Below are 24,842 nucleotides of genomic sequence, written 5' to 3'. Positions count from 1 at the left end.
AAACACCGCTTTTCAAAGTTCCCGAAAAATACAAAATACCCTCTCGGCGATTTGCCAAGAGGGCTTGATATAAACGATTTGATTGTTAGTTTCATCATAGCATGTTTGACGGAAAAAACAAGCGAAAAAAGAAGATTTTTTTAACGAAATGAGGTGAAAAACATGCCGAGACCCGCAAAATCTGCAGCTCTTCAACTAATACAGGGTAATCCGAATAAAAAGAATACTGAGGAATTAGCCACCAGAGCTAAATATGAAAAACAAATGAAAATGCGTACTGAAAATATTAAGCCTCCTTCATGGTTGGATGATAAGGTAGCTAAAAAAGAATTTAAACGGGTTGCTGCTTTATTGTCTGAAGTGGATCTCATCACAGAGGCGGATATCAACATGTTGGCCACCTATTGTAAGATTTACTCTCGATATATTTCTATTACAAAAAAAATTGATGAAGATGGCATCATGATAAACACAGAAGGGTGTAATGAAAATGGTCAGCCCATCAAGTCGGTTGGTGAAGAACATCCCCTTCTTAAACGCGAGAAAAATTATTATGATCAGATGATATCTGCGGCCAACCATTTTGGCCTTACACCGTCTGCACGTGCAAAACTAGCCATCACAAAACTCAGGAAGAACGAGAAAAGACGGCAGCGGAAAAGGAGTTTGGTAATGTATGAATACAATTAAACAGTTTATGATTGACTACTCGCGCGATGTGATATCGGGTGAGATTGTGGCGTGTCAAAAACATATTTGGGCTTGTCATCGCTTTTTAAATGACATTAAGAGAGAAGGAACAAGGGAGTTCCCTTATATATTTGATGACGAGAAAGCTAGACGGTTTCTTTATTGGATGACTCAGTTTAAGCATACAAAAGGACCTCTCGCAGGAGAAAATATTGTCCCCGAACCAATCCAAATTTTTATTTTTGGCAATGTGTATGGGTGGGTTCACAAAGAAACAAGGTATCGCAGATTCACAAAAGTATATTGGCAAGTTGGACGTAAGAACGCGAAAACACAAAGTTTAGCTTGTGTTGCTTCTTATGAAGCTATGGCAAATGATGAAAATATGTCAGAGGTCTACATTGGGGCAACGAAAACTGAGCAAGCAAAAATATGTTGGAATGAGATCAAAGCACAGATTCTTCAGTGTGAGCTATTAAATAAACCTGAGCAAAAATATAGGATTGCCTACGGGAAAATTGAACATCCAAAAACACAATCTAAAATTGAGGCACTCTCTAAAGATGCAGGGAAAACAGGAGATGGGTTCAATCCTCAGTGCGGAATTATAGACGAATATCACGCACATAAACATCTGAAATATATGATGTACTTGTTTCTGGTATGGCTGCACGAAATCAGCCGTTAATGGTCATTATTACGACTGCCGGTTTTGAATTAAATAACCCTGCCTACCGCGTTGAATATGATTACGTGTCACGCATTTTAGATCCAAATAAAGTAGAAACAAATGAGCAGTATTTTGTGATGGTTAATGAATTAGACAAAGGTGATGACATTAAGGATGAGCAGAACTGGATCAAAGCCAATCCTATTGTTGCTAAAAATGAACATGGACTTAATTATCTGCGTGGAGAGTTGGAAGTTGCCTTGGCTGTACCAGAGAAAATGAGGAACTTTCTGACTAAGAATATGAATATCTGGGTTAACATGCGTGAAAATGGCTACATGGACATGCAAGCTTGGAAAGATTGTGGATCTGATCATTTTCCTGATCTATCCGGCCGGGAGTGCTATGTTGGAATTGACTTATCAAACGAATTGACCTGACAGCCGTATCTTTTATTTTTCCGTTAGATGATGGGAGCTTTGCTGTAGAAAGTCATGGTTTTATGCCTGAAGATACATTCTATGAACGTATGAAGACAGATCATGTCCCTTATGACTTGTGGAGGGAGAGGAACTGGTTAACCGTTACTGATGGTGCTGTAGTTGATTATGACTATATCAGAGCTTATATCAAGAAAATGGAGAAAGAGAAAGGATGGAAAATTAAAGAAATCGGTTACGATCCATATAATGCGACACAGTTTGCTCAACAGATGGAGGCTGACGGATATGTGATGATTGAAATTAGGCAGGGAGTTGCCACACTTTCAGAGCCTACAAAAGACTTTCGCGAAAAAGTAAAGGCGAAAAACATCATCCATAATAAAAACGATCTACTGACATGGGCGATGGGTAATGCTGTTACAAAAGTAGATGCTCAAGAAAATATCATGCTGGACAAATCAAAGTCAACACAACGGATTGACCCTGCTGCAGCCCTTATTAATGCACATGTGAGAGCATCTCAAATTGATATGACGATTGACTTAAATGCTTATATCAAGTCAGGATCTTTCAGCCTGTAGGAGGTGGGAATATGAAATTTATAAAAAGTATGCAGCCGTTTATAGATGATATCTTACTTATTATAGGGATGATATTCATTTCTACTGCCATATATCGAATAAATATCAACGCGGGTTTGATTGCGACCGTGTTTTTTTTTTTTTTCTCTTGCTGGCTTGTTAGGTGTAGATAGGCAGCGTAAGGAGGAAGGAGGGGATTAGATGCTATTAAGCCGTTTAAAGGGCGGGGTCAAGAATGAAATCGCAGAAGAGGATAGCGGCTCCCTTCTTCATCCAGCCAATTGGTTTAGAAATATTTTTGCTGGCACTGAAACCTCATCAGGTGAAAGAGTATCATCAAAAACAGCTGTTCTTCATCCCGATGTTTATGCATGTGTCATAGTTTTGGCGGATGATATCGCGAAACTGCCAATCAAACTTTTTCAGAATAAAAACGGCAATATCAAACAAGTCCAAAATGATATTAGTGAGATGATTCTGAACAAAGTCAATGATTATATGACAAGTTTTATTTGGAAAAGGCTTTTGGTCACAAGGCTTTGTACTTGGGGGAACAGTTACAATCTTTTGCTTTTTGATAAAGACGGAAATGTGACTGGAATCAGACCTTTAAACCCTGAGGCAACAAATACAAATATTGACCCTAATAACGGTCGGGTTTGGTATTCAACCACGATTGACAGCAAATATCGTGAGTTTTTTTATGAAGAAGTTCTGCATTTTAAAAACCTTTCTCTTGATGGAATTGTGGGACAAACTCCGATTTCAGTTATTCGTGACAATATCGGATCAAATCGAGCTGCCACAAAATTCAATGCAAAATTTTATAAAAATGGTGGCGCTCCGTTTGGCGTTGTCAAAGCACCAACTCTATTAGATAGAGAAAGTAAAAAAATTGTGAGAGAAGACTGGGAGCGTGTAAATGCGGGTCAGTCTATTGCAGTCCTAGACGCTGGTCTCGACTATTCACAAGTAACCATGCCGATGAAGGATGCTCAATTTATTGAGTCCATGAAATGGAACCGTCAGCAGATCGCATCTATTTATAAGGTACCACCACATAAAATAGGTGAACTTGATCGAGCCACTTTCTCTAATATCGAACAACAATCATTGGATTATGTCAAAACGACGTTACAACCTTTAGTGACAAATATAGAACAAGAATTGAACGATAAAATATTGACAGAAAACCAGTTAAAAAGTGGTTATTACTTTAAATTTAACCTAGAATCAGAACTTCGTGGAGATAGTAAATCTCGTGCTGAGTTTTATAAAACGATGCAAAGTGTTGGCGCTTTTAGCGTAAACACAATCCTTCAAAAAGAGGACATGACCGGAATTGGAGATATTGGGGATGAGCATTATGGGAATTTAAATCTTGTTCCTCTTTCAATTATGAAAGAATATCAATTGAACAAAGTAAAAGGGACATCTGATGAACAGAAGGGGGGTGATGGCAACGAAGAAGAAAAACAAGTATTGGAACATGAAGATTCTGAATGATTCTACTGCTGAAATCACACTTTATGGCTCAATAACGGGTGAAGGATGGTTTAGTGAGAGTTCTTCTAAAGTTTTTCAGTCAGAATTGAAAAGTTTAGGTGATGTAAGCTCTATTGATTTGTACATTAATTCACCTGGAGGAGATGTCTTTGAGGGCCAAGCGATTCATTCAATGCTTAAACGTCATAAAGCTAAAATTAATGTTTATGTGGATGCACTGGCTGGAAGTATTGCCTCAGTTATTGCAATGGCGGGGATAACATTACAATGCCAAGTAACGCCATGATGATGATTCATAATCCTTACATGGGAATGGTCGGGAATGCAACAGAATTTCGAAAGGCTGCCGATGATCTTGACAAGATCACAGAAAGTATTGTTTCGACATACCTTGATAAAGCTGGTGACAAGCTGGATGATGTTACTTTACATCAATTACTTGATGAAGAAACGTGGCTGACAGCTGATGAAGCATTACATTATGGTTTGATTGATGAGGTCTCAGAATCAAAGGATGTAGCAGCCTGTATTGATCATCAAATTTTGGCACACTTTAAACATGTGCCAGGAAAGATAGTTGCTAAAACAGTTGCTGAAAATTCGGCTGAAGAAGCAGGATTGGATGAATTACAAAAAAAAAAAATTGATATGAAACTTGAACTCTTAAATCTTTAAGGGTTCTTTTTTAATGCCACTTTTAAGGAGGACAAGAATTTGAAACCGAAACTATTAAAACAAAAAAATTTTTTATTGAAACTAGATATTCAATTTTTTGCTGGAGGTGGAATGTCTAAAAAAGAACGGGAGTTACGCCAAACGCTAGCAGAAAAGCGTACAGAAATTGAAGCATTGACAGACAAAGGGAAAATTGATGAAGCTAAAAAACTACTTTCTGAAGCTCAACAAATAAAAGAGCAGATCCAGACATATGAAGAAGTCCGAAATATGCAAGTCCCTTATGAACAGGAGCAGACATCACAAGATTCAGTAGCAACTGGTCAACAGCCAACAGATGATATCGCCAAAACGGAAGTAAAGAACCATGTTCAGCTTTTTGCGTCAGCTCTTAAATCTGGAACAATACCGAAACCTCTTTCCGCAATGAAAGAAGGTGTGGATGAAGATGGCGGTCTTGTTGTTCCGCAAGATATTTCAACGAAGATCAACGAAAAACGTAGACAATTTGATACACTGGCTAATCTCGTTGATGTCATTCCGGTATCTACAAATAAAGGTTCACGAGTGCTTGAAAAACTAGCAGATATCACTCCATTAGCAAACCTTGAAGAATTAGCGGATATTACGGAACTAGAGAATCCTAAATTTGAAAACATTAAATATAACATTAAAGATTATGCAGGAATTTTGGTTCTTTCTAATGATTTGCTTTCAGATACACAAGAAGCGCTTCTTCAATATTTGACCAATTGGCTCGCTAAGAAATCAGCTGTTACGCGTAATACGTTGATTATTAAGCAATTAGGAACACTCGTAAAAACAGCAGTTTCAAAGCAAGACGATATTAAAGATATTTTGAACGTCAAGCTTGATCCAGCTATCAACGCCACAACCTCTTTTATTACAAATCAATCAGGATTTAATGTTTTGGATAAATTGAAGGATGCTTTTGGCCGGTACTTACTACAGCCTAATCCAACAGATCCGACTAAAAAACTTTTATTCGGAAAGCCTGTGTCCGTTATATCTGATAAATATTTGCCAAACGGTGGTACAAAAGCAGCGCCAAAATATCCGTTGATTGTCGGTGATCTTAAAGAAGCTGTTAAACTATTTGACCGTCAGCAATATTCCATTTTAACGACAAATGTTGGCGGTAAAGCATTCTATCGTAATTCTACAGATATGCGAATCATTGAACGTGAAGATGTTGTTCTTTGGGATACTGATGCTGTTGTGTTTGCAGAGTTTTCATCAATCAAAGATGCAACTCCAGACAATGGGGTTCCAAATCCCGGTTCTGGTGAGAACAAATAATAGGTGAATGAAAGCTAGGTGATGCCCAATGACAGAAATTGAGCAAAAAGAACTTAAAGAAGCGAAAAAATTTCTCAGGGTTGATGGTGATTTGGAAGATGATTTAATCCTGGGATTTATCGCTTCGGCGAAGGAATATATTACAGCTGCAACTGGTTTAAAGTTCCCAAATCATTCAGCACGAGCTGATATGTGTGTAAAAGCATTTGTAACGCATTGGTATGAAAACAGGGAAGTAGCTGGCACAACTTCAAACCTTGATGGGGTGCTAACGATGATGATCAATCAATTAAAATATACGGTTTCGGAGACTGGTTCCAATGTTGAATGACATGCGGTATCGGATTGAATTTCAACAGAAAAAAGAGGGGCGGGCGCCTCCCTGTGGAAGGTAAGTATGAAACTGTTGTGGAATGCTGGGCCAAAGCTGAGGGATTAAAAGGCCGAGAGTATTATGCAGCGGCAGCTGTTCAGAAAGAAAAAAACTATAAAATTTACAATTCGTCACCGTGAAGATCTTAACGAACATATGCGAATTCTTTTTCAAGATCAACCATACGAGATTGAATCAATTTTGCCGAACTATTCTCGGAAACATTTCACCACAATAAGGGCAAAGGCGGTGGAATAATGGAATTTGAAATGGAGATGCAGGGCTTTAAAGAATTAGATTCATATTTAACTGACCTTGCAAGGAAAGATGAGTCAATCAATAAAGCAGCCGTAAAAGCCGGGGGTGCTATTCTTGCCAAAGAAATAGATAAAAATGCACCTCGATCTGATATTGGGGGCAGTCATCCCCATATTGATGAGGATATTATTGTTGGAAACCGTACTCGAAAGGATTTGGATGGTGAAATCTATGCTGTTGTTGGACCTACTAAAGACACAAAATTCCGTGTTCACTTACCGGAATTCGGAACCATTCATCAGCCAGCTAATCCATTTATTCAGCGAAGTATGAGAAGCGCAAATGAAAGAATGTTACAAGCGATGGCAAGCGTAATTAAAAGAGGGTACAAGCTATGAATGTAGTAGAAAGGTCTTTACTACTCCGTTATGGTCAGAAAATCACGATTAATTTAACTTATATTCAGTAATGATAATCTCTGCTGGTTGAGAATATCGAGATGGTTTAGAGAAAGTTTTTACATCAACTTTTACGTAATCAAATACTGCGTTGATAGCTGATTTCTTTTCAATGTCATCTAAATTAACCCATTCACTTTGAATATTTTCAATGAAAAGGGCAAGCTCTTCAAGTGTTACAGATTCAGAATCAGTTTTGATTTTTTGTAAAAGTTTTGATTGCATATTTGAATAATTCTCTAACATTTCTCGATATTCTTTCTTTGTTAAGTCACCTTCAATATAAAGTTCTTTTGCACGCTTTTTCTTTGCATCTAATTCATTTACTTTTTTCTTTATATTACCCATATCATCTTTTGTCTCATCTGTTTCTAATTTGTCTTTAAAACCAGTTAGTTTTAACAAGTTTAAGAATGTTTTTTCCAGTGAATCTTGTCCAAATTGCGGGAGATCGCATATTCCTAATGAGTAATGTCCCTTGCATTTATAACCGTATCTAACGCTACCATCTTTTCGGTATTTAGGAGAACCCATAAGTGGATTACCACAACGAGCACATTTAAAAACACCACTAAATAAATATGTGTATTTCCGGTATGATTTAGTATTGTTCTTTTTTCTTATATCCATCGATTTATGGACTTGTTCCCATAATTCTAAAGAAATGATTTGTTCAAAGCTTTTTTGCGCGATATCAGTATAAACCTCTTCTCCCCAGCGTATTTTTCCAATATAGATCGGGTTGTTTATTATGCTTAATATTCCTGCACGTTGAAATAATGAACCACTTCTTGTTCTAAATCCATTTTTATTTAGGTATCGCGATAATGCACCGGCTCCTAGAGATATGGAGCGTTCAAATATTAACTTTACAAGTTTAGCTTCTTCTTTATGTGTAACTAATTCTCCATTTTTTAATCTATAACCATAAGGAACTTTCCCACCATTAAATTTTCCTTCTTCAGCACGCTTTTTCATAGCATCTTTGACACGTTCTGAAATTGTTTCTCTTTCCCATTGTGCTAAAGTGGCTACTAATGTTATAAACATTCGCCCAGTAGCGGTGGTTGTGTCAAATATCTCCATAGATGATTTGAATTTCACATTATACCTATCCATCTGTTTTAGTATTTCGTATAAATCTACAACTGAACGAGTGAAGCGGTCTAAGCGATAAACCAAAATTATGTCAAAAGTTTTCGATTTCATGTCATTAAGCATTTTTTGAAAAGCTGGTCGCTCTGTATTTTTAGCAGAAAATCCTTCATCAGTATATACTTCTTTTATTTCCCACCCTTGAGAAAGAGCATATTGCTCCAATCTTTCTTTTTGCAGATCTAATGATATTCCTTCTTCTGCTTGTAGATCAGTAGAGACCCTTGTATATATCACACATTTCATCCTTATTCTCCTTTATCAGAATGTATGTTCTTTTGGTTGTAAAAGAAGAGCGGGTAGTCTCCCGCGTTGGTAAATTATGAATTAATCAATCGGCGCACAACTCCATACGTATTTTCCCGTTATTGTAATTTCAGGACATTCAAAAGGATTGGTGCAATCAAAAATAAAAGGTTTTTGTTCAGGATTGTATGAGTCTGGCTCAAGAATAATGCTGTTGTTTGTTTGGTAAAATCTTTTCAGTGTTGTTTCATAACCATTGATACGGACAGCTACAATATCACCGTTTGCAACTTCTTTAGTTTTAGTATCTATAACAGCATAAAAACCATTAGGCACTATTTTGTTCATGCTATCTCCTTCGATTTTCAAAGATACGAGGTTTTCCAAACCATACATTTTAATTAATTTATCAGGGATTGGAAGGCTACCTATGATATTGTCATCTGCCCATTTAGGGCAACCTGCAGGAATAGATCCATATATAGGAACTGTCTCTGTCATCGGAACAATACTACTATGCGTATTTTGTTCGCCCACATTGTCAAAAATCAATTCGGCTGTGCTAACTCCTAGTTTTCTTGCTAGCGTTTCAATTGTACCTGTCTTGGGAGTTCGTTCCCCTCGCTCCCAATACCCTATTGTGACATCAGAAAAGCCAAGTCGCTTTCCGAATTCAGCTTTAGAAAGTCCTAACTCTGTTCTAATCCTTGCTATGTTTTTGGCGAAGTTTATTTTTTTCCCCATTTTTTCACCTCCTTGTTATTTATGTTGTTATTATAAAACAAAATGTTAGCTATAGCAAACATACAGTTAGAAAAAACAACGCAAATATATAAAAATGGTGTAAAAATCGTTGACATCTAATAAAATGTTAGATATTATTAACGTGTGAGGAGGTGAGGTAAATTGGAATATAAAATTGCAAGAACTCCAAAAGAATGGAGGGCGCGTTTAAATTTAACTCAAGACGATGTAGCTAAAGCCTTAGGTATTCATAGAACTACTTACTCTTCGTGGGAGAGAAATCCGCAAAAGATGGAGATAGAAGAAGGTGTGGCACTAGCTGATGTATTTGGGTGTGACTTTTCAGAAATCATTTTTTTTAAACTAAAACCTAACAAAATGTTAGATATAGAGAGGGATGTTTCTTAATGAAAAAAAACAAATCAGTTGAATCAATTGTTCTTAGCGGAAAGTATGCTATTACATTTGTTCAAGAGATAAGACCGAGCATGCATTCAATTATTAAAGAACGAAAGGCAAAACAAAAAAAGGAGATTTCATAAATGAATGAATTACAAACGTTTAATCATAAAATTTTTGGAGATTTACCTGTAATGATAGTGGATGGAGTTGAGTGGTTTGGAGCAAAGGAAATTGCTAAAGCATTAAGCTTTTCGAAACCACATAATGCAATTCAAAACCATGTTGAGGAAGATGACTCCGCGGTCCACGGAGTCATCGACAGAATAGGAAGAAAACAAAAGAAAAAGTTCGTAAATGAATCAGGTTTATACGATTTAATATTTGGAGCTGCAAAACAAGGGAACAATCGAGAAATTAAAGAGAAGGCAAAAAAATTTAAACGATGGGTAACCTCTGAAGTGCTACCTATAATTAGAAAAACGGGCGGATACGTTAATAAAGGTAACGAAGAACAATTCATTAAAAACTATTTTCCTAGTTTCAGTGATGAAGTAAAGCAAGCAATGGTGCTAGATTTGCGAAATCAGAACAATCAACTAAAAAAGCAAATTGAGCAAAACAAACCTAAAGTTCTGTTTGCGGATAGTGTGTCAGCATCCAGTACATCTATTTTGGTGGGGGAGCTTGCAAAACTATTAAAACAGAATGGAATTGAAACGGGACAGAAACGATTTTTCGCATGGTTAAGAGACAACGGATATTTAATAAAGCGAAAAGGGACAGATTACAACATGCCAACTCAAAAGAGCATGGAAAGTGGATTGTTCGAAATTAAGGAAACATCTATAACACATTCAGATGGTCATATCAGTATCAGTAAGACACCTAAAGTCACTGGCAAGGGTCAAGTATATTTCATCAATAAGTTTCTAACGAAAGAAGAGGCGGTTTCATAATGTCAAATCAATTGCAGGTTATAGATGGTATTCAAAAGGAAAAGGTGGATTATTATTCGATCTATCGAAAAATATTTTTAAATGAGCTATACGAAGGATTGGCACAATGCGAAAGCCAGGGATCTATTGAAAGAGAGACCCTCAAAAGAGTTGTCTTTAGTGGTTTAAAAATGATTAATAGTGAGGACATGCCTGAAACATATGAAGACGTACTAACGAGATTTCACATTATTGGCTCTATCAATACAATGATAGGTTGGTTAACGCCAAGGGAATTGATGCAGATGTTCCCGGTCGAAAAGCATTATGACGGTGATAAATATGAAATGAAAGACTATTTTTACACAATGCGAGTTATTGAAGAAAAGGGACTAGACAATTGCATTGGAACAGAACGAGAAGTATTTGACTTTATTTCAGATTATCAAAACTCGGATATTACATCATTTATGATCGAATCGCTATCAACAGTCAGTGCCTTACGAAGAGCAGAAGGACAAAAAGGTTTGTTAGAAGAGTTTGCTGAGGAAAAGGGGATTGATACTTACACAATGGGGACTGATCACAGAGGAAAGCAAGTATTGGTTAACAATACAACTGGTGAAGTGCAGAGAGTGATAAAGAAGCGTCCGAGATATATACAGCCAGTAGATTAGGTCATTACTGACCAACTAAAAGGAGGTGGGTAAAGTGAAGATCAAAACAAAAGAATGGCTTGCTCTAAGCGAGGCAGAACGTTTTATGAAGATTTATCAGGCTTTTGTGAAGAAGCATATCTAAAAGTTAAAGGAGAGAGAATAAATGGCTAATATGAAATATCAAATGCCAGTTACATTAGAAAAAGGTAAGGCCTGGGCAGCTGTCTGGATTAAAGGGTTTGAAATAAAAAATAGAAATGCTTTTTCCATGGGTGATGCTAAAGAAAGCCAGCTCAATCTTGAACTGACTTTTAACAGTAATGATTATTCTACAGAAAAATATACACAGTTTATAAATGATCTTATTAGATTTCTTAATGAGCATGGTTGGACTGAAGGAAAACAATATTAATTTAAACCGAGCCTTTGTTTTAAATAATCTTGTGCAATTCCAGCCATTAACGACACTGAAATACTTGCAAGACCTTTTGTTTTTTCTTTAGTAGCTTCCCATATTGATGTCTCTCTTATGTTATCAAGAAATACATGGCCATCCCAGGTCAAATGACCTAGGATTAAGCCACTTAGTGAATCATCAGATCGTATTGCTTTACCTTCGATAAAATTGGCATCAATTAGCTTTAAAATAGCGTAAAACGAGGTTTCTTCTCCAAACTTTTGAACGGTTTGAAGTTCTCTTACCTCGCTAGTATTTAGCTGGTCGTTCAATGTAAGTTTTTCTTCTAATTCAAGAAGGATTTCTCTTACACAATCGTGATCAAGTTTCATAGTTTCACCCCCTATCTTACAGGAACATTATACCAAAGAGGAGGATAAGCATGAATTTAAATCGATTTCTAAAGTCTGATCAGGAAAGAGCTGAAAGGCTAATCAAATCAATGGATTTTCTAATCACTGAACTGTTACCAGATGCTATTGAGGACGGAGATTATGAAGGGTGTATTGAAATAGCAGGGTCGATGATTGCCCATTGTAAGGATCTTAAACGGATGGAGCATCCAGAACAAGTTGTTCAGCTGCATGAAATAGCGTCCCAACTCTTAAGTAAAGGGATAGACGTTTCAACTGTAAGGAGGGCGTATCAATGAATATCGAGCATCCAATCATTACAGAAATCAACCGTTACGGTTATCCGTTGGAATATTTGAAGTATGAAAAAGAGAAAGACAACGAAGAGGAAGACAATTAAAAAAGTTCACTCTGCCAAGTGAACTTTAGGGAAGTGATTTTTTAAGAAAGAATATTTAAAGCATATCGAATATTTTTTGAAAAATCAAGGGAGGAAACAAATTAATGAGTAGTCTTCCAGAAACAGAACAAGTGTTAATCGATCAGGTCGAAGAAGAGGAAAAGGATTATGAAGTGTTTGAGGTGACTGACCTAGAATCAGCAGCCGAAGCACAACGGCGCATCACTTACTTTAAAGGGAAACAATCAGAAATAGATGCAGTGGCTGAAAAGCAGCTTGAACGCCTCAGAACTCAAATTGAACGGGTTGAGTTTTGGCGTGATGAGTCTAAAAAACCATATGTCGAGCGTGAAAACTTCTATATCCATAGACTAGAGCGATACATGCGGGAAGAAGTCAGAAGGCAGATTGAAAGTGGCAAAAAGCCATATAAGTCAATCAATCTACCGTATGGAAAAATTAAGCTTACCAAGCAGCAGCCGGAATATCAACGTAATGAAACCGACTTGTTGAAATACGCGGAAACAAAAGGGTTAGTCAAAATTAAAAAAGACGTTGATTGGGCATCCATTAAAAAGAAATCTTCAGTTTTCGGGGACAAGCTAATAGACGCAGATGGCGAGATTATTTCAGGTGTGACAGTGGTTGATAGGGAAGATAAATTCACAGTCGAGGTGAACGAATAATGAATATTTATCAAAAGCTGATCGAGGTCAGAAAGGCGATCCCGTATCTCCAAAAAGAAAACAAAGGAAACCAGTACGAATATGTCGGATCAAGTCAGGTTTTAGGCGCTATCAGAGATGAATTAGACAAACAAACGCTTTTACTGATTCCGAAAATTGTAGACAAACGCATCTTAACAGAAACAGTTGAAAGTAAAGATAAGTACGGCAATCAGAAAAAGAAAACGACATATTTCACAGAATTAGACCTTGAATTTATTTGGGTGAATGCAGAAAATCCCGAAGAAACGTTGACTGTCCCTTTTTATGCACAGGGTGTTGATATAGCAGGAGAAAAGGGAGTCGGTAAGGCTTTGACATACGCTGAAAAATATTTTCTTTTGAAACAATTCAACATTCCGACAGATAAAGACGATCCAGACGCATTTCAACAAAAAGTAGAAGCGACAAAACCACCTGAAATGATCACACAGGAGCAAAAGGATGAAATTCAATCCCTTGCTCAACATTATATTGAATTGCGTGGACAAGGCGATGTGAAGACCGTTATAACAGCTCTTGACATCAAAGATATTAACAAAATCAATAAAGGGCAAGCTGACCATTGTATCTATCTACTTAAAAGATGGGTGGCTAAAGCAGAGAAAGAATTAGCATAACAAGAGGGTGATTTTATGGGCGGAGCGTTCCAAACAAGTAGAGACATTTTTACAAGCGATATATGGCAAAACCCAGTCGAATTCCGTCTATTCTTCTTTATTTATGGAAATGCAGTTTTTTCGGAAGAGGGGCAACGAAAAGGCGATGTTTTGGTGAAGCGCGGTCAATTTTTAAGATCATATCGAAATTTACAAAAAGACTTGCAGTATATCGAAAATAGATCGGTCAAACAGTATTCACTTTCGAGGATCAAAAGGGCGGTTGATCGACTGATTAAAGAAAATCGTTTGAAAATCGAGGACACCGAACTTGGAACGCTCTTCACTGTCGTAAATTATGAGGTATATCAGGGGTTAGAGAACTACAAAAAAGGCAACTTGGAACGGAGAGAGAACGCAGATGGAACGGAGACGGAACGCAGATGGAACAATAATAAGAATGTAAAGAAGGTAAAGAAGGAAAATAATAATAATAATAAACGTTTGGTTTTTGATGAAAAACAAATGCAGCTGGCTGAATTGCTTTGGAAACATGTCCATATAAACGCCCCTGACATGAAACAACCAAACCTTGATAAATGGGCTAATACAATTCGACTGATGATGGAACGTGACGGACGCACAGGAAAAGATATTCAAGAAGTGATCTTGTGGTCTACTAAACACGAATTCTGGTACAAAAATATTTTAAGTGCTGATAAATTGCGAAAACAATATGCCAGATTAGTAGTTCAGAAGAATGAAGAAGAAAGAAGGGGAACGAGAAATGGCAACCAACAACCGTACGGACAAAGCTATGGAGAAAATACTGAAGAAGCTTCAGGAAAGGTCAGCTCAATCTTTGGTGGAAGAGTCGGACGCCTTAGAAAAAAGGGTGAATATGACTGTCCCACTTGTAAGGATGAATTGGGTTATCTAGAAAACAGGGACGGCATTGAGGTGTGGGTACGCTGTAAATGTGTTGAGTGGCGTCGAATTAGGAAATTAATGAATTCTAGTGACATAACTGCAGAGTTTGAGAAATTACAATTCAAGAATTTTGTTACGGAAGGGAAACACGGTCTGATCGTTGATGCTTACGATTGCGCTGTTGATTACTATAAGAATTTCGACAGTATCAAGGATAAACGTAAAAACAGCATTGCCCTTTTGGGACAGCCAGGATCAGGAAAGACACATTTACTTACAGCCATATCAAATAAATTAATCAAATCGAAAAACGTGCCAGTTCAATACTTTCCATATGTCGAGGGCTTCAATGATCTGAAAGATGATTTTGAAAAATTGGAAGAGAAGCTACGGCGAATGAAAGAGGTTGATGTCCTTTTTATAGACGATCTATTTAAGCCTCTGAAGGGTAAACCTAGGGCAACTGATTGGCAGGTGGAACAGACATATTCAGTCATCAATTATCGTTATCTCAATCATAAGCCGATTCTCATTTCAAGTGAATTGGATATTGAGCAGCTTGTACAAATAGACGAAGCACTCGGCACACGGATTTATGAAATGTGTGAGAACTATATAGTCATCATCAAGGGTGACCGGATGAAATTAAATCATAGATTAGGAGCTTGGAAATGAAAAACTATCAAATCATTCCATTGATGCCGGGAGTTTACGAATTGTCGCCAAGGAAGACAGGGAAAGGCAAAGACCTGACACCAGTTATCAAAATGCTAGAAGAGAAAATGCGCGAAATGGAAAAAGCGATAAAGGAGAGCGCCTAATGGGTGTTTATATCATGCTTGATCATTGTAATTTTGATTGGAAGCCGGACGAAGTGGATGAAGTTGAATCTTACTGGCAGGGCGGTTTACCCATTGAAAGAATTGCAAAAATCGTTAAACGACCAGTGAAAGAAGTCTTTCTCTTACTCTATGACCGTGCGGAGTTGGGGCATATCAGGGAAAGAGAAGGCGGGATATTCGGTGCTTGAGCAAATAAAAGCTGCATTTGAGATCTTATTTCTGGCCGGATACAGAGAAAAACAGATTAAGCAATGGATACATGATGACGGGAGGTAAGGAGATTGAGAGAGATCAAGTTTCGAGGTAAACCGATTGAGGATTATGGCGATATTAAATGGTTTTATGGCGGTATCGACTTATACCATGATAAAAAATTAGCCTATATCAGTGCTCCTTATAACGGTCATATACAGGTAGAGTGGGCATCAATTGGACAATACACCGGATTGAAGGACAAAAACGGTCAGGAGATCTACGAGGGGGATGTCTACCATCAAGGCGACCTAAATATCTTGTACGTTGTTGTATATAAAGACACTAGTTTTATAGGTAAGCAAATAAGGGCCAGTAGTTATGCGGGTTTGGAATATTGGAAAGACAGAATCGAAGTTATCGGCGACATATATCGAAATCCTGATCTATTGGAGGTGGCGGAATGATTAAATTACCTGAAAATCCTTGCGCTATCTGTCGGAAAAATGAGGTAACTCAGTTATGTGATTTTGTAACAGCTTATGTGTGGACATCAGTTCATGGTGGTATTCATAGAACTTGTGATTTGCCAATGTGTAAGGAGTGTGCAAAATCACACGGCCCATTTGACTTTTGCCCATACCATGATGGATTAAGCAAAAAGCTTAAAGTTCCAGATAAAAAATTAATAAGACGGAAAAATCAGTATAAATCAAAAGAGTTAAAAGAATTGAGGGGCAACCAATGATCACCCTTAACATACCCGTTACACCAATGGGAGCCGTTCGAATGACTGGGCGTGGCAAATTCGTAAATAAAAACGCTCAACGATACTTAGCCTATAAAGATTTCATCAAGTGGGAAGCGCAGAAACAGATGAAAAGCGATCCTTTTGAATCGGGAGCACTCCATGTAGATATCACTTTCGTTATGCCGATTCCTAAAAGTTGGTCAAAGAAAAAACAGCAACAATCCATCAATACGCTGCATACCAAAAAGCCAGACATCGACAATCTTATAAAAGGCGTGTTCGATGCTCTAAACAAAATTGCTTGGAAAGATGATAACCAAGTTTCAAAAGTAACTGCTTGTAAAAAGTACGGTGAAAAGCCAGGAATCGAGTTCAGATTACAAGGGCGACAGAAGAATGGGAACAGCTAAGCGTCTGATTATACGCTATAAAAACGATTATAGGCGCACTGTGGGGCATAACACCCTATGGAGGAACATTGATAGTCTAATAGAGTTAAAACGTCGCTATGGCTTTTTAAACGACGATTTAGAGTATATCGAAATTGATGGTATTGAATACGATCTCGACAAGGTAAGGGCAGCGCTCGAAAAGCATGGTTATTCATGAGATTGAAACAACTTTCCGTATAAATGGGATTTCACACCGGAGAGTAAAATAAATAACGGCTTCATTTGTCGAATTTTGTCGAAAAAATGAGAGGGAGAATTTAAACATGTTAAATAGATCAATTATTGTTGGACGCTTAACTAAAGATCCAGAGTTAAGATATACCGGCTCAGGTGTTGCTGTTGCAGGATTCACACTTGCGGTTAATCGACCGTTCAAAAATCAAAATGGAGAGTCAGAAGCAGACTTTATAAACTGTGTGGCTTGGAGAAAGCAGGCTGAAAACGTCGCGAACTTTCTTAAAAAGGGATCATTAGCAGGCGTAGACGGACGATTGCAGACACGCAACTATGAAAACCAGCATGGTGGTCGGGTGTTCATTACAGAATTAGTCGCTGAATCAGTTCAATTTCTGGATACAAAAAACAGCAACCAGAATCAAGGACAGAACCAGAGACAACAGCAAGGAAATAGATTCCTAGATGACCCGTTTGCCAATAATGGAAAGCCGATTGATATAAAAGATTCAGATTTGCCGTTTTAAGGGGGATAAACATGATAAGGCGTGTTGTTCAGTGGGTGGCAACAAACTATGATTCTGAGAATCTACAGGTCATTACTGTTTTTGAAGAAGGCATAAATAAACAAGCTGCTAAAAATCAAACACCGTTCTGCAGGCGTCACAGGGTACTTTACAAAAGTAAAGGGGGGAATAAATATGAGTTCAAATAAAAATTGGAGATTGCCAGGGGAAGTGAAAGTTTGGAAGATGACAGAGAAAGAACGGTTGGCTTATATCAAAAAGTACCCAATTGTCTACCGAGAGTATTTAAAACCTTCACGTAATTTTATATTTGAAAAACAGAATTATTGGGAGGCATGGAAATGACACTCTTACAAGGGGAATTCCTAAATCTATACAAGGCAAAATTGAATACCAGTAAAAAAACATCAGAACAAATTAAAAACGAATTAACTGGGCTAGAACCAAATGAAGAAGAAATTCAAAATTGGCTTAAAATATATGGCTTAATTGCCGGAGTAGAGGTTATTGTCGCAAAAAGTTGGAGTGGAGACGGGTATTGTCTCGTTAACTGGCTAGAAAAAGATAGTGGAACAATAAAAGAGTTTTTCTACCACTTAGAACAAGATCCAATGTTCGGCTCCTATTTTGATGAACGAGAAGAGTTTGAGGAAGATTGGCAATCGGGAGAGTATTGTCCGGCCTGTTCAATTGTATTCAGTGATAAAGATGTTGAAATTATTGAGATAATTGTTCGTTAAAGGAGTTACGAAAATGAAAGAATGCTCAAATTGTGGTGATGAGTTTCAAACAGATGAAGGTTATCCAACTAATCAAGAAAATAGGTTTGAATGTTGTTGTTCATTAAATTGTTGGCTTGAGCTTATAGATGAAGCGCCTTGGAAAGAAGAAATTGACTAATTCACAGTTTAAGAAATTAACGGCATAGTGTTCAGTCGTAGTTGACTAAAAAATAACATAAGACGGGAAGGGAGAATCATGATCTATCTAATTATAGGAATCATTATTATTGCAGCACCGTTGATTTGGATAGAGTTTACCGAAAGACGTATTGAAAAATGGGAAAAAGAAAAGTAGAAGAATAGGAGGGATAGGATGTCTAAACAATTATCTTTTCTTCCAGCTGTGGATGAAAAAGCCGTCCGCAAAGTTGTCATCAAAGAATTGAAAAATTACCGTGCGCTTAAAGTCCAATTGGAGAACAAAAAGGAATGTTCATCTGCTGGCATAAATACTTTCCCTTCCCTCCGAGATTCATTAAATCTCAATGAACTCAAGGTCAAGCAGATGGAACGCGCCTTACAAAACAGCTTGGATGAAGAAGAACGGTTAATCATTGAAAAGAAATATCTAACTGCTGCAAGGGTAAAAGATATTCATATCTATATAGAACTCGGAATGAAAAAGGATACTTATTATGAAATCAAGCAACGCGCTATAAACCGTATAGCTACAGCACTCGGAATTATCTGAGTGCTTTTTTTATCGACAAAATCCCGACATTTTTCCGATAAAATGGGGGACAAAAAGGGGGACTATTTATGTCTGCATTAGCGATAACATTTACTTATCAAGAATATATGGGAGACGCGCCTTTCCCTTATCAATGGCGTATCCGGATACGGAACAAAGGTGTTGAGGAATGAAGCCGAACGGGAGGAACATTCTGAGCCTGGATAGCGCTAGTCTTGCGGCAGCCGTATCGGGGAATAGTATTTTCATTGTACCCATGATCTTACTATGCTTGGCTTCCTCCCGGGGTATGTGTAAGTTCAATTTTATTAAATATAAGCGTGTTAATGGACTTGGTTGATGTTCTCTGTAAACCGTGTCCAGTGAATCTCAGATAAGACGATTGATGGCAAAGGGAGCCTCTGAGTGTGGGCATGGTTTAGAAAGAATATAGCCAAGCGCTTTTCCGAAAGGGAGGGTGTTTTTTTATTTGAGGGAGGTATAAAAAGTGGATTTTAAAAAGGATTTAGCCAATATGAGTATATCTGACCTATTGGAAAGGGTAGTAAATGGTCCATATCAACCGTATCAATCAATCACAACTAAAGAGAAAATGGCACCACCTTTACTTCAAATTGAACTTGATGATATTGATTCTCCGCCACGTATTTTTTATAACGGTAAAAAAATTGACAAGATTATAAATGCAGATTTTTCATACTTAACTAGGGATGATTCAACGCTTAATCCAACGCATATTGACATTGAATTTGTCGATAAAGATAGCAAGTATGGAACAAAAGCAATCGTTTACAATCGATCTCTTTACAACCGAAGGAAGGATAACAATGCCACCTAAGCCGTTAAGGGAGTGTAAGGCCTATGGGTGTAAGGCACTAACTAGAGAAGCCTATTGCCATGATCATAAGCACATCAAGCAAGAGGAAACAAAACAATACAACAAACATTCAAGAGACAAAACAATTACAAGTTTTTATAAATCAACTGATTGGAAGCAAACAAGACAACTTGCTTTGTTAAGAGACAACTATCTTTGTCAGAGATGTTTGAGGGAACATCGCTTCATACCTGCTGACATGGTTCACCACATTGTGGAAGTAAAAGAGGACTGGTCCAAGCGTTTAGACCTTTCAAACCTTGAAAGTCTCTGTAATGCTTGCCATAACAAGGTTCATGGTGATCGAAGTAAGCTAGGGCAGTAGGATACCCCCCTACTAAAATCTTTGGAAAACAACCGTCTGGGGAACGGCGCGCCCTCTTCTGCAAACAAACACCGCTTTTCAAAGTTCCCGAAAAATACAAAATACCCTCTCGGCGATTTGCCAAGAGGGCTTGATATAAACGATTTGATTGTTAGTTTCATCATAGCATGTTTGACGGAAAAAACAAGCGAAAAAAGAAGATTTTTTTAACGAAATGAGGTGAAAAACATGCCGAGACCCGCAAAATCTGCAGCTCTTCAACTAATACAGGGTAATCCGAATAAAAAGAATACTGAGGAATTAGCCACCAGAGCTAAATATGAAAAACAAATGAAAATGCGTACTGAAAATATTAAGCCTCCTTCATGGTTGGATGATAAGGTAGCTAAAAAAGAATTTAAACGGGTTGCTGCTTTATTGTCTGAAGTGGATCTCATCACAGAGGCGGATATCAACATGTTGGCCACCTATTGTAAGATTTACTCTCGATATATTTCTATTACAAAAAAAATTGATGAAGATGGCATCATGATAAACACAGAAGGGTGTAATGAAAATGGTCAGCCCATCAAGTCGGTTGGTGAAGAACATCCCCTTCTTAAACGCGAGAAAAATTATTATGATCAGATGATATCTGCGGCCAACCATTTTGGCCTTACACCGTCTGCACGTGCAAAACTAGCCATCACCAAAACTCAGGAAGAACGAGAAAAGACGGCAGCGGAAAAGGAGTTTGGTAATGTATGAATACAATTAAACAGTTTATGATTGACTACTCGCGCGATGTGATATCGGGTGAGATTGTGGCGTGTCAAAAACATATTTGGGCTTGTCATCGCTTTTTAAATGACATTAAGAGAGAAGGAACAAGGGAGTTCCCTTATATATTTGATGACGAGAAAGCTAGACGGTTTCTTTATTGGATGACTCAGTTTAAGCATACAAAAGGACCTCTCGCAGGAGAAAATATTGTCCCCGAACCAATCCAAATTTTTATTTTTGGCAATGTGTATGGGTGGGTTCACAAAGAAACAAGGTATCGCAGATTCACAAAAGTATATTGGCAAGTTGGACGTAAGAACGCGAAAACACAAAGTTTAGCTTGTGTTGCTTCTTATGAAGCTATGGCAAATGATGAAAATATGTCAGAGGTCTACATTGGGGCAACGAAAACTGAGCAAGCAAAAATATGTTGGAATGAGATCAAAGCACAGATTCTTCAGTGTGAGCTATTAAATAAACCTGAGCAAAAATATAGGATTGCCTACGGGAAAATTGAACATCCAAAAACACAATCTAAAATTGAGGCACTCTCTAAAGATGCAGGGAAAACAGGAGATGGGTTCAATCCTCAGTGCGGAATTATAGACGAATATCACGCACATAAAACATCTGAAATATATGATGTACTTGTTTCTGGTATGGCTGCACGAAATCAGCCGTTAATGGTCATTATTACGACTGCCGGTTTTGAATTAAATAACCCTGCCTACCGCGTTGAATATGATTACGTGTCACGCATTTTAGATCCAAATAAAGTAGAAACAAATGAGCAGTATTTTGTGATGGTTAATGAATTAGACAAAGGTGATGACATTAAGGATGAGCAGAACTGGATCAAAGCCAATCCTATTGTTGCTAAAAATGAACATGGACTTAATTATCTGCGTGGAGAGTTGGAAGTTGCCTTGGCTGTACCAGAGAAAATGAGGAACTTTCTGACTAAGAATATGAATATCTGGGTTAACATGCGTGAAAATGGCTACATGGACATGCAAGCTTGGAAAGATTGTGGATCTGATCATTTTCCTGATCTATCCGGCCGGGAGTGCTATGTTGGAATTGACTTATCAAAACGAATTGACCTGACAGCCGTATCTTTTATTTTTCCGTTAGATGATGGGAGCTTTGCTGTAGAAAGTCATGGTTTTATGCCTGAAGATACATTCTATGAACGTATGAAGACAGATCATGTCCCTTATGACTTGTGGAGGGAGAGGAACTGGTTAACCGTTACTGATGGTGCTGTAGTTGATTATGACTATATCAGAGCTTATATCAAGAAAATGGAGAAAGAGAAAGGATGGAAAATTAAAGAAATCGGTTACGATCCATATAATGCGACACAGTTTGCTCAACAGATGGAGGCTGACGGATATGTGATGATTGAAATTAGGCAGGGAGTTGCCACACTTTCAGAGCCTACAAAAGACTTTCGCGAAAAAGTAAAGGCGAAAAACATCATCCATAATAAAAACGATCTACTGACATGGGCGATGGGTAATGCTGTTACAAAAGTAGATGCTCAAGAAAATATCATGCTGGACAAATCAAAGTCAACACAACGGATTGACCCTGCTGCAGCCCTTATTAATGCACATGTGAGAGCATCTCAAATTGATATGACGATTGACTTAAATGCTTATATCAAGTCAGGATCTTTCAGCCTGTAGGAGGTGGGAATATGAAATTTATAAAAAGTATGCAGCCGTTTATAGATGATATCTTACTTATTATAGGGATGATATTCATTTCTACTGCCATATATCGAATAAATATCAACGCGGGTTTGATTGCGACCGGTGTTTTTTTATTTTCTCTTGCTGGCTTGTTAGGTGTAGATAGGCAGCGTAAGGAGGAAGGAGGGGATTAGATGCTATTAAGCCGTTTAAAGGGCGGGGTCAAGAATGAAATCGCAGAAGAGGATAGCGGCTCCCTTCTTCATCCAGCCAATTGGTTTAGAAATATTTTTGCTGGCACTGAAACCTCATCAGGTGAAAGAGTATCATCAAAAACAGCTGTTCTTCATCCCGATGTTTATGCATGTGTCATAGTTTTGGCGGATGATATCGCGAAACTGCCAATCAAACTTTTTCAGAATAAAAACGGCAATATCAAACAAGTCCAAAATGATATTAGTGAGATGATTCTGAACAAAGTCAATGATTATATGACAAGTTTTATTTGGAAAAGGCTTTTGGTCACAAGGCTTTGTACTTGGGGGAACAGTTACAATCTTTTGCTTTTTGATAAAGACGGAAATGTGACTGGAATCAGACCTTTAAACCCTGAGGCAACAAATACAAATATTGACCCTAATAACGGTCGGGTTTGGTATTCAACCACGATTGACAGCAAATATCGTGAGTTTTTTTATGAAGAAGTTCTGCATTTTAAAAACCTTTCTCTTGATGGAATTGTGGGACAAACTCCGATTTCAGTTATTCGTGACAATATCGGATCAAATCGAGCTGCCACAAAATTCAATGCAAAATTTTATAAAAATGGTGGCGCTCCGTTTGGCGTTGTCAAAGCACCAACTCTATTAGATAGAGAAAGTAAAAAAATTGTGAGAGAAGACTGGGAGCGTGTAAATGCGGGTCAGTCTATTGCAGTCCTAGACGCTGGTCTCGACTATTCACAAGTAACCATGCCGATGAAGGATGCTCAATTTATTGAGTCCATGAAATGGAACCGTCAGCAGATCGCATCTATTTATAAGGTACCACCACATAAAATAGGTGAACTTGATCGAGCCACTTTCTCTAATATCGAACAACAATCATTGGATTATGTCAAAACGACGTTACAACCTTTAGTGACAAATATAGAACAAGAATTGAACGATAAAATATTGACAGAAAACCAGTTAAAAAGTGGTTATTACTTTAAATTTAACCTAGAATCAGAACTTCGTGGAGATAGTAAATCTCGTGCTGAGTTTTATAAAACGATGCAAAGTGTTGGCGCTTTTAGCGTAAACACAATCCTTCAAAAAGAGGACATGACCGGAATTGGAGATATTGGGGATGAGCATTATGGGAATTTAAATCTTGTTCCTCTTTCAATTATGAAAGAATATCAATTGAACAAAGTAAAAGGGACATCTGATGAACAGAAGGGGGGTGATGGCAACGAAGAAGAAAAACAAGTATTGGAACATGAAGATTCTGAATGATTCTACTGCTGAAATCACACTTTATGGCTCAATAACGGGTGAAGGATGGTTTAGTGAGAGTTCTTCTAAAGTTTTTCAGTCAGAATTGAAAAGTTTAGGTGATGTAAGCTCTATTGATTTGTACATTAATTCACCTGGAGGAGATGTCTTTGAGGGCCAAGCGATTCATTCAATGCTTAAACGTCATAAAGCTAAAATTAATGTTTATGTGGATGCACTGGCTGGAAGTATTGCCTCAGTTATTGCAATGGCGGGGGATAACATTACAATGCCAAGTAACGCCATGATGATGATTCATAATCCTTACATGGGAATGGTCGGGAATGCAACAGAATTTCGAAAGGCTGCCGATGATCTTGACAAGATCACAGAAAGTATTGTTTCGACATACCTTGATAAAGCTGGTGACAAGCTGGATGATGTTACTTTACATCAATTACTTGATGAAGAAACGTGGCTGACAGCTGATGAAGCATTACATTATGGTTTGATTGATGAGGTCTCAGAATCAAAGGATGTAGCAGCCTGTATTGATCATCAAATTTTGGCACACTTTAAACATGTGCCAGGAAAGATAGTTGCTAAAACAGTTGCTGAAAATTCGGCTGAAGAAGCAGGATTGGATGAATTACAAAAACAAAAAATTGATATGAAACTTGAACTCTTAAATCTTTAAGGGTTCTTTTTTAATG

General features: G+C 37.6%; 36 protein-coding genes and 4 pseudogenes. 37 read left to right on the top strand and 3 right to left on the bottom strand.

Going from position 1 to position 24,842, the window contains the following annotated elements; translation table 11 throughout:
- The first annotated feature begins 162 nt into the window (after positions 1-162).
- From HOO54_RS23770 to HOO54_RS23735, 9 genes and pseudogenes are all read left to right on the top strand, one after another.
- A pseudogene (locus HOO54_RS23770) lies at positions 163-680 on the top strand (phage terminase small subunit P27 family).
- Positions 677-2,384: pseudogene (locus tag HOO54_RS23765) on the top strand (terminase large subunit). Before HOO54_RS23770 ends, HOO54_RS23765 begins: the two co-directional pseudogenes overlap by 4 nt.
- Before the next feature lie 201 nt (positions 2,385-2,585).
- On the top strand, positions 2,586-3,890 hold the full coding sequence (locus HOO54_RS23760; protein WP_172292196.1) for a phage portal protein: 1,305 nt from the start codon (positions 2,586-2,588) through the stop codon (positions 3,888-3,890).
- Positions 3,841-4,176, top strand: a complete 336-nt coding sequence (locus HOO54_RS25315) for a Clp protease ClpP (RefSeq protein ID WP_253907845.1) — start codon at positions 3,841-3,843, stop codon at positions 4,174-4,176. The genes HOO54_RS23760 and HOO54_RS25315 overlap by 50 nt, the downstream gene beginning before the upstream one ends.
- Positions 4,158-4,565, top strand: coding sequence for a Clp protease ClpP (locus HOO54_RS25310; RefSeq protein ID WP_375335848.1), 408 nt, complete (start codon positions 4,158-4,160; stop codon positions 4,563-4,565). The genes HOO54_RS25315 and HOO54_RS25310 overlap by 19 nt, the downstream gene beginning before the upstream one ends.
- 39 nt (positions 4,566-4,604) lie before the next feature.
- Complete coding sequence (locus HOO54_RS23750; RefSeq protein WP_253907589.1) at positions 4,605-5,885, top strand: phage major capsid protein; 1,281 nt, start codon at positions 4,605-4,607, stop codon at positions 5,883-5,885.
- Positions 5,886-5,913: 28 nt separating this feature from the next.
- On the top strand, positions 5,914-6,216 hold the full coding sequence (locus HOO54_RS23745) for a head-tail connector protein (protein ID WP_172292200.1): 303 nt from the start codon (positions 5,914-5,916) through the stop codon (positions 6,214-6,216).
- Positions 6,206-6,516 (top strand): annotated as a pseudogene (locus tag HOO54_RS25000) (phage head closure protein). Before HOO54_RS23745 ends, HOO54_RS25000 begins: the two are co-directional and overlap by 11 nt.
- Entirely contained in the window at positions 6,516-6,914 is a 399-nt protein-coding gene (locus HOO54_RS23735; RefSeq protein WP_172292204.1) for an HK97-gp10 family putative phage morphogenesis protein, read from the top strand. The pseudogene HOO54_RS25000 and the gene HOO54_RS23735 overlap by 1 nt, the downstream one beginning before the upstream one ends.
- A 48-nt stretch (positions 6,915-6,962) precedes the next feature.
- Here the strand turns inward: HOO54_RS23735 and HOO54_RS23730 are convergent, their stop codons facing one another.
- Positions 6,963-8,375: a recombinase family protein gene (locus HOO54_RS23730; protein ID WP_172292226.1), complete on the bottom strand. Its 1,413-nt coding sequence runs from the start codon at positions 8,373-8,375 to the stop codon at positions 6,963-6,965.
- Positions 8,376-8,456: 81 nt separating this feature from the next.
- Positions 8,457-9,119 carry a LexA family protein gene (locus HOO54_RS23725; RefSeq protein ID WP_172292228.1) on the bottom strand — a complete coding sequence of 221 codons (663 nt, stop codon included), beginning with the start codon at positions 9,117-9,119 and terminating at the stop codon, positions 8,457-8,459.
- A gap of 162 nt (positions 9,120-9,281) precedes the next feature.
- Here HOO54_RS23725 and HOO54_RS23720 point away from each other — a divergent pair, with 162 nt between their 5' ends.
- The 5 genes from HOO54_RS23720 to HOO54_RS23705 all read left to right on the top strand — a co-directional run bounded on the left by HOO54_RS23720 (position 9,282) and on the right by HOO54_RS23705 (position 11,527).
- On the top strand, positions 9,282-9,527 hold the full coding sequence (locus tag HOO54_RS23720) for a helix-turn-helix transcriptional regulator (RefSeq protein WP_172292230.1): 246 nt from the start codon (positions 9,282-9,284) through the stop codon (positions 9,525-9,527).
- A complete protein-coding gene (locus HOO54_RS24855) occupies positions 9,527-9,661 on the top strand; it encodes a hypothetical protein (RefSeq protein WP_301539265.1) in 135 nt (44 codons plus the stop codon). The genes HOO54_RS23720 and HOO54_RS24855 overlap by 1 nt, the downstream gene beginning before the upstream one ends.
- Positions 9,662-10,477, top strand: a complete 816-nt coding sequence (locus HOO54_RS23715) for a phage antirepressor KilAC domain-containing protein (RefSeq protein ID WP_172292232.1) — start codon at positions 9,662-9,664, stop codon at positions 10,475-10,477. It abuts the gene before it with no gap.
- Positions 10,477-11,133, top strand: a complete 657-nt coding sequence (locus HOO54_RS23710; protein ID WP_216664702.1) for a hypothetical protein — start codon at positions 10,477-10,479, stop codon at positions 11,131-11,133. Before HOO54_RS23715 ends, HOO54_RS23710 begins: the two co-directional genes overlap by 1 nt.
- 145 nt (positions 11,134-11,278) lie before the next feature.
- Positions 11,279-11,527 (top strand): hypothetical protein, encoded by a 249-nt coding sequence (locus tag HOO54_RS23705; RefSeq protein WP_172292234.1) that lies wholly within the window; start codon positions 11,279-11,281, stop codon positions 11,525-11,527.
- On the opposite strand, the gene HOO54_RS23700 is transcribed toward HOO54_RS23705, so the two are convergent.
- Positions 11,524-11,904 carry a DUF2513 domain-containing protein gene (locus HOO54_RS23700; RefSeq protein WP_172292236.1) on the bottom strand — a complete coding sequence of 127 codons (381 nt, stop codon included), beginning with the start codon at positions 11,902-11,904 and terminating at the stop codon, positions 11,524-11,526. The genes HOO54_RS23705 and HOO54_RS23700 overlap by 4 nt on opposite strands.
- 50 nt (positions 11,905-11,954) lie before the next feature.
- Between HOO54_RS23700 and HOO54_RS23695 the strand changes: the two genes are divergently transcribed.
- The 23 genes and pseudogenes from HOO54_RS23695 (at position 11,955) to HOO54_RS23585 (ending at position 24,826) form a co-directional block, all read left to right on the top strand.
- Positions 11,955-12,224 carry a YqaH family protein gene (locus HOO54_RS23695; RefSeq protein ID WP_172292238.1) on the top strand — a complete coding sequence of 90 codons (270 nt, stop codon included), beginning with the start codon at positions 11,955-11,957 and terminating at the stop codon, positions 12,222-12,224.
- A 205-nt stretch (positions 12,225-12,429) separates the two neighbouring features.
- Positions 12,430-13,011: a host-nuclease inhibitor Gam family protein gene (locus tag HOO54_RS23690; RefSeq protein ID WP_172292240.1), complete on the top strand. Its 582-nt coding sequence runs from the start codon at positions 12,430-12,432 to the stop codon at positions 13,009-13,011.
- A complete protein-coding gene (locus tag HOO54_RS23685; protein WP_172292242.1) occupies positions 13,011-13,670 on the top strand; it encodes an ERF family protein in 660 nt (219 codons plus the stop codon). Before HOO54_RS23690 ends, HOO54_RS23685 begins: the two co-directional genes overlap by 1 nt.
- 796 nt (positions 13,671-14,466) lie before the next feature.
- Positions 14,467-15,254: pseudogene (locus HOO54_RS23680) on the top strand (DnaA ATPase domain-containing protein).
- Positions 15,251-15,400, top strand: coding sequence for a hypothetical protein (locus HOO54_RS23675; RefSeq protein ID WP_172292246.1), 150 nt, complete (start codon positions 15,251-15,253; stop codon positions 15,398-15,400). Before HOO54_RS23680 ends, HOO54_RS23675 begins: the two are co-directional and overlap by 4 nt.
- Positions 15,400-15,609: a hypothetical protein gene (locus tag HOO54_RS23670; protein WP_172292248.1), complete on the top strand. Its 210-nt coding sequence runs from the start codon at positions 15,400-15,402 to the stop codon at positions 15,607-15,609. The genes HOO54_RS23675 and HOO54_RS23670 overlap by 1 nt, the downstream gene beginning before the upstream one ends.
- A gap of 93 nt (positions 15,610-15,702) precedes the next feature.
- Entirely contained in the window at positions 15,703-16,080 is a 378-nt protein-coding gene (locus HOO54_RS23665) for a YopX family protein (RefSeq protein ID WP_172292250.1), read from the top strand.
- A complete protein-coding gene (locus HOO54_RS23660; protein ID WP_172292252.1) occupies positions 16,077-16,361 on the top strand; it encodes a hypothetical protein in 285 nt (94 codons plus the stop codon). The genes HOO54_RS23665 and HOO54_RS23660 overlap by 4 nt, the downstream gene beginning before the upstream one ends.
- Positions 16,358-16,774 carry a RusA family crossover junction endodeoxyribonuclease gene (locus tag HOO54_RS23655; RefSeq protein ID WP_172292254.1) on the top strand — a complete coding sequence of 139 codons (417 nt, stop codon included), beginning with the start codon at positions 16,358-16,360 and terminating at the stop codon, positions 16,772-16,774. The genes HOO54_RS23660 and HOO54_RS23655 overlap by 4 nt, the downstream gene beginning before the upstream one ends.
- Positions 16,761-16,973, top strand: coding sequence for a hypothetical protein (locus HOO54_RS23650; protein WP_172292256.1), 213 nt, complete (start codon positions 16,761-16,763; stop codon positions 16,971-16,973). Before HOO54_RS23655 ends, HOO54_RS23650 begins: the two co-directional genes overlap by 14 nt.
- Positions 16,974-17,079: 106 nt before the next feature.
- Positions 17,080-17,517, top strand: a complete 438-nt coding sequence (gene ssb / locus HOO54_RS23645) for a single-stranded DNA-binding protein (RefSeq protein WP_172292258.1) — start codon at positions 17,080-17,082, stop codon at positions 17,515-17,517.
- Positions 17,518-17,528: 11 nt separating this feature from the next.
- Positions 17,529-17,705, top strand: coding sequence for a hypothetical protein (locus tag HOO54_RS23640; protein WP_172292260.1), 177 nt, complete (start codon positions 17,529-17,531; stop codon positions 17,703-17,705).
- On the top strand, positions 17,692-17,862 hold the full coding sequence (locus tag HOO54_RS23635) for a hypothetical protein (RefSeq protein WP_172292262.1): 171 nt from the start codon (positions 17,692-17,694) through the stop codon (positions 17,860-17,862). The genes HOO54_RS23640 and HOO54_RS23635 overlap by 14 nt, the downstream gene beginning before the upstream one ends.
- Complete coding sequence (locus HOO54_RS23630) at positions 17,859-18,257, top strand: hypothetical protein (protein WP_172292264.1); 399 nt, start codon at positions 17,859-17,861, stop codon at positions 18,255-18,257. The genes HOO54_RS23635 and HOO54_RS23630 overlap by 4 nt, the downstream gene beginning before the upstream one ends.
- A 13-nt stretch (positions 18,258-18,270) precedes the next feature.
- Positions 18,271-18,417, top strand: a complete 147-nt coding sequence (locus tag HOO54_RS23625; protein WP_172292266.1) for a hypothetical protein — start codon at positions 18,271-18,273, stop codon at positions 18,415-18,417.
- 195 nt (positions 18,418-18,612) lie between these two features.
- Positions 18,613-18,990, top strand: coding sequence for an ArpU family phage packaging/lysis transcriptional regulator (locus HOO54_RS23620; RefSeq protein ID WP_172292268.1), 378 nt, complete (start codon positions 18,613-18,615; stop codon positions 18,988-18,990).
- A 487-nt stretch (positions 18,991-19,477) separates the two neighbouring features.
- A complete protein-coding gene (locus tag HOO54_RS23615) occupies positions 19,478-19,828 on the top strand; it encodes a hypothetical protein (RefSeq protein ID WP_172292270.1) in 351 nt (116 codons plus the stop codon).
- Positions 19,818-20,192, top strand: a complete 375-nt coding sequence (locus HOO54_RS23610) for an HNH endonuclease (RefSeq protein ID WP_172292272.1) — start codon at positions 19,818-19,820, stop codon at positions 20,190-20,192. Before HOO54_RS23615 ends, HOO54_RS23610 begins: the two co-directional genes overlap by 11 nt.
- Positions 20,193-20,420: 228 nt before the next feature.
- Positions 20,421-20,939 (top strand): phage terminase small subunit P27 family, encoded by a 519-nt coding sequence (locus HOO54_RS23605; RefSeq protein WP_172292190.1) that lies wholly within the window; start codon positions 20,421-20,423, stop codon positions 20,937-20,939.
- The gene (locus HOO54_RS23600) at positions 20,936-22,645 is read left to right on the top strand and encodes a terminase large subunit (RefSeq protein ID WP_172292192.1); all 1,710 of its coding nucleotides are present in this window, start codon (positions 20,936-20,938) and stop codon (positions 22,643-22,645) included. The genes HOO54_RS23605 and HOO54_RS23600 overlap by 4 nt, the downstream gene beginning before the upstream one ends.
- Before the next feature lie 11 nt (positions 22,646-22,656).
- Complete coding sequence (locus HOO54_RS23595; protein ID WP_172292194.1) at positions 22,657-22,845, top strand: DUF1056 family protein; 189 nt, start codon at positions 22,657-22,659, stop codon at positions 22,843-22,845.
- On the top strand, positions 22,846-24,150 hold the full coding sequence (locus tag HOO54_RS23590) for a phage portal protein (RefSeq protein ID WP_172292196.1): 1,305 nt from the start codon (positions 22,846-22,848) through the stop codon (positions 24,148-24,150).
- Positions 24,101-24,826, top strand: coding sequence for a head maturation protease, ClpP-related (locus HOO54_RS23585; RefSeq protein WP_172292198.1), 726 nt, complete (start codon positions 24,101-24,103; stop codon positions 24,824-24,826). Before HOO54_RS23590 ends, HOO54_RS23585 begins: the two co-directional genes overlap by 50 nt.
- Positions 24,827-24,842 lie beyond the last annotated feature (16 nt).

Source organism: Bacillus sp. WMMC1349, from assembly GCF_013155385.1.
Lineage (GTDB): Bacteria > Bacillota > Bacilli > Bacillales > Bacillaceae > Bacillus.
The sequence above is the reverse complement of the archived record's forward strand: the minus strand, read 5'-3'. Positions and strand labels throughout refer to the sequence as shown.

Coding starts and splice junctions, on each gene's coding strand:
- HOO54_RS23630 (WP_172292264.1), top strand. CDS start 17,859: ATGACACTCTTACAAGGGGAATTCCTAAATCTATACAAGGCAAAATTG.
- HOO54_RS23605 (WP_172292190.1), top strand. CDS start 20,421: ATGCCGAGACCCGCAAAATCTGCAGCTCTTCAACTAATACAGGGTAAT.
- HOO54_RS23745 (WP_172292200.1), top strand. CDS start 5,914: ATGACAGAAATTGAGCAAAAAGAACTTAAAGAAGCGAAAAAATTTCTC.
- HOO54_RS25315 (WP_253907845.1), top strand. CDS start 3,841: ATGGCAACGAAGAAGAAAAACAAGTATTGGAACATGAAGATTCTGAAT.
- HOO54_RS23730 (WP_172292226.1), bottom strand. CDS start 8,375: ATGAAATGTGTGATATATACAAGGGTCTCTACTGATCTACAAGCAGAA.
- HOO54_RS23650 (WP_172292256.1), top strand. CDS start 16,761: ATGGGAACAGCTAAGCGTCTGATTATACGCTATAAAAACGATTATAGG.
- HOO54_RS23625 (WP_172292266.1), top strand. CDS start 18,271: ATGAAAGAATGCTCAAATTGTGGTGATGAGTTTCAAACAGATGAAGGT.
- HOO54_RS23585 (WP_172292198.1), top strand. CDS start 24,101: ATGGCAACGAAGAAGAAAAACAAGTATTGGAACATGAAGATTCTGAAT.
- HOO54_RS23635 (WP_172292262.1), top strand. CDS start 17,692: ATGAGTTCAAATAAAAATTGGAGATTGCCAGGGGAAGTGAAAGTTTGG.
- HOO54_RS23590 (WP_172292196.1), top strand. CDS start 22,846: ATGCTATTAAGCCGTTTAAAGGGCGGGGTCAAGAATGAAATCGCAGAA.
- ssb (WP_172292258.1), top strand. CDS start 17,080: ATGTTAAATAGATCAATTATTGTTGGACGCTTAACTAAAGATCCAGAG.
- HOO54_RS23620 (WP_172292268.1), top strand. CDS start 18,613: ATGTCTAAACAATTATCTTTTCTTCCAGCTGTGGATGAAAAAGCCGTC.
- HOO54_RS23610 (WP_172292272.1), top strand. CDS start 19,818: ATGCCACCTAAGCCGTTAAGGGAGTGTAAGGCCTATGGGTGTAAGGCA.
- HOO54_RS23675 (WP_172292246.1), top strand. CDS start 15,251: ATGAAAAACTATCAAATCATTCCATTGATGCCGGGAGTTTACGAATTG.
- HOO54_RS23725 (WP_172292228.1), bottom strand. CDS start 9,119: ATGGGGAAAAAAATAAACTTCGCCAAAAACATAGCAAGGATTAGAACA.
- HOO54_RS23595 (WP_172292194.1), top strand. CDS start 22,657: ATGAAATTTATAAAAAGTATGCAGCCGTTTATAGATGATATCTTACTT.
- HOO54_RS23705 (WP_172292234.1), top strand. CDS start 11,279: ATGGCTAATATGAAATATCAAATGCCAGTTACATTAGAAAAAGGTAAG.
- HOO54_RS25310 (WP_375335848.1), top strand. CDS start 4,158: ATGCCAAGTAACGCCATGATGATGATTCATAATCCTTACATGGGAATG.
- HOO54_RS23660 (WP_172292252.1), top strand. CDS start 16,077: ATGATTAAATTACCTGAAAATCCTTGCGCTATCTGTCGGAAAAATGAG.
- HOO54_RS23760 (WP_172292196.1), top strand. CDS start 2,586: ATGCTATTAAGCCGTTTAAAGGGCGGGGTCAAGAATGAAATCGCAGAA.
- HOO54_RS23670 (WP_172292248.1), top strand. CDS start 15,400: ATGGGTGTTTATATCATGCTTGATCATTGTAATTTTGATTGGAAGCCG.
- HOO54_RS23710 (WP_216664702.1), top strand. CDS start 10,477: ATGTCAAATCAATTGCAGGTTATAGATGGTATTCAAAAGGAAAAGGTG.
- HOO54_RS23640 (WP_172292260.1), top strand. CDS start 17,529: ATGATAAGGCGTGTTGTTCAGTGGGTGGCAACAAACTATGATTCTGAG.
- HOO54_RS23685 (WP_172292242.1), top strand. CDS start 13,011: ATGAATATTTATCAAAAGCTGATCGAGGTCAGAAAGGCGATCCCGTAT.
- HOO54_RS23600 (WP_172292192.1), top strand. CDS start 20,936: ATGAATACAATTAAACAGTTTATGATTGACTACTCGCGCGATGTGATA.
- HOO54_RS23695 (WP_172292238.1), top strand. CDS start 11,955: ATGAATTTAAATCGATTTCTAAAGTCTGATCAGGAAAGAGCTGAAAGG.
- HOO54_RS23735 (WP_172292204.1), top strand. CDS start 6,516: ATGGAATTTGAAATGGAGATGCAGGGCTTTAAAGAATTAGATTCATAT.
- HOO54_RS23700 (WP_172292236.1), bottom strand. CDS start 11,904: ATGAAACTTGATCACGATTGTGTAAGAGAAATCCTTCTTGAATTAGAA.
- HOO54_RS23690 (WP_172292240.1), top strand. CDS start 12,430: ATGAGTAGTCTTCCAGAAACAGAACAAGTGTTAATCGATCAGGTCGAA.
- HOO54_RS24855 (WP_301539265.1), top strand. CDS start 9,527: ATGAAAAAAAACAAATCAGTTGAATCAATTGTTCTTAGCGGAAAGTAT.
- HOO54_RS23655 (WP_172292254.1), top strand. CDS start 16,358: ATGATCACCCTTAACATACCCGTTACACCAATGGGAGCCGTTCGAATG.
- HOO54_RS23715 (WP_172292232.1), top strand. CDS start 9,662: ATGAATGAATTACAAACGTTTAATCATAAAATTTTTGGAGATTTACCT.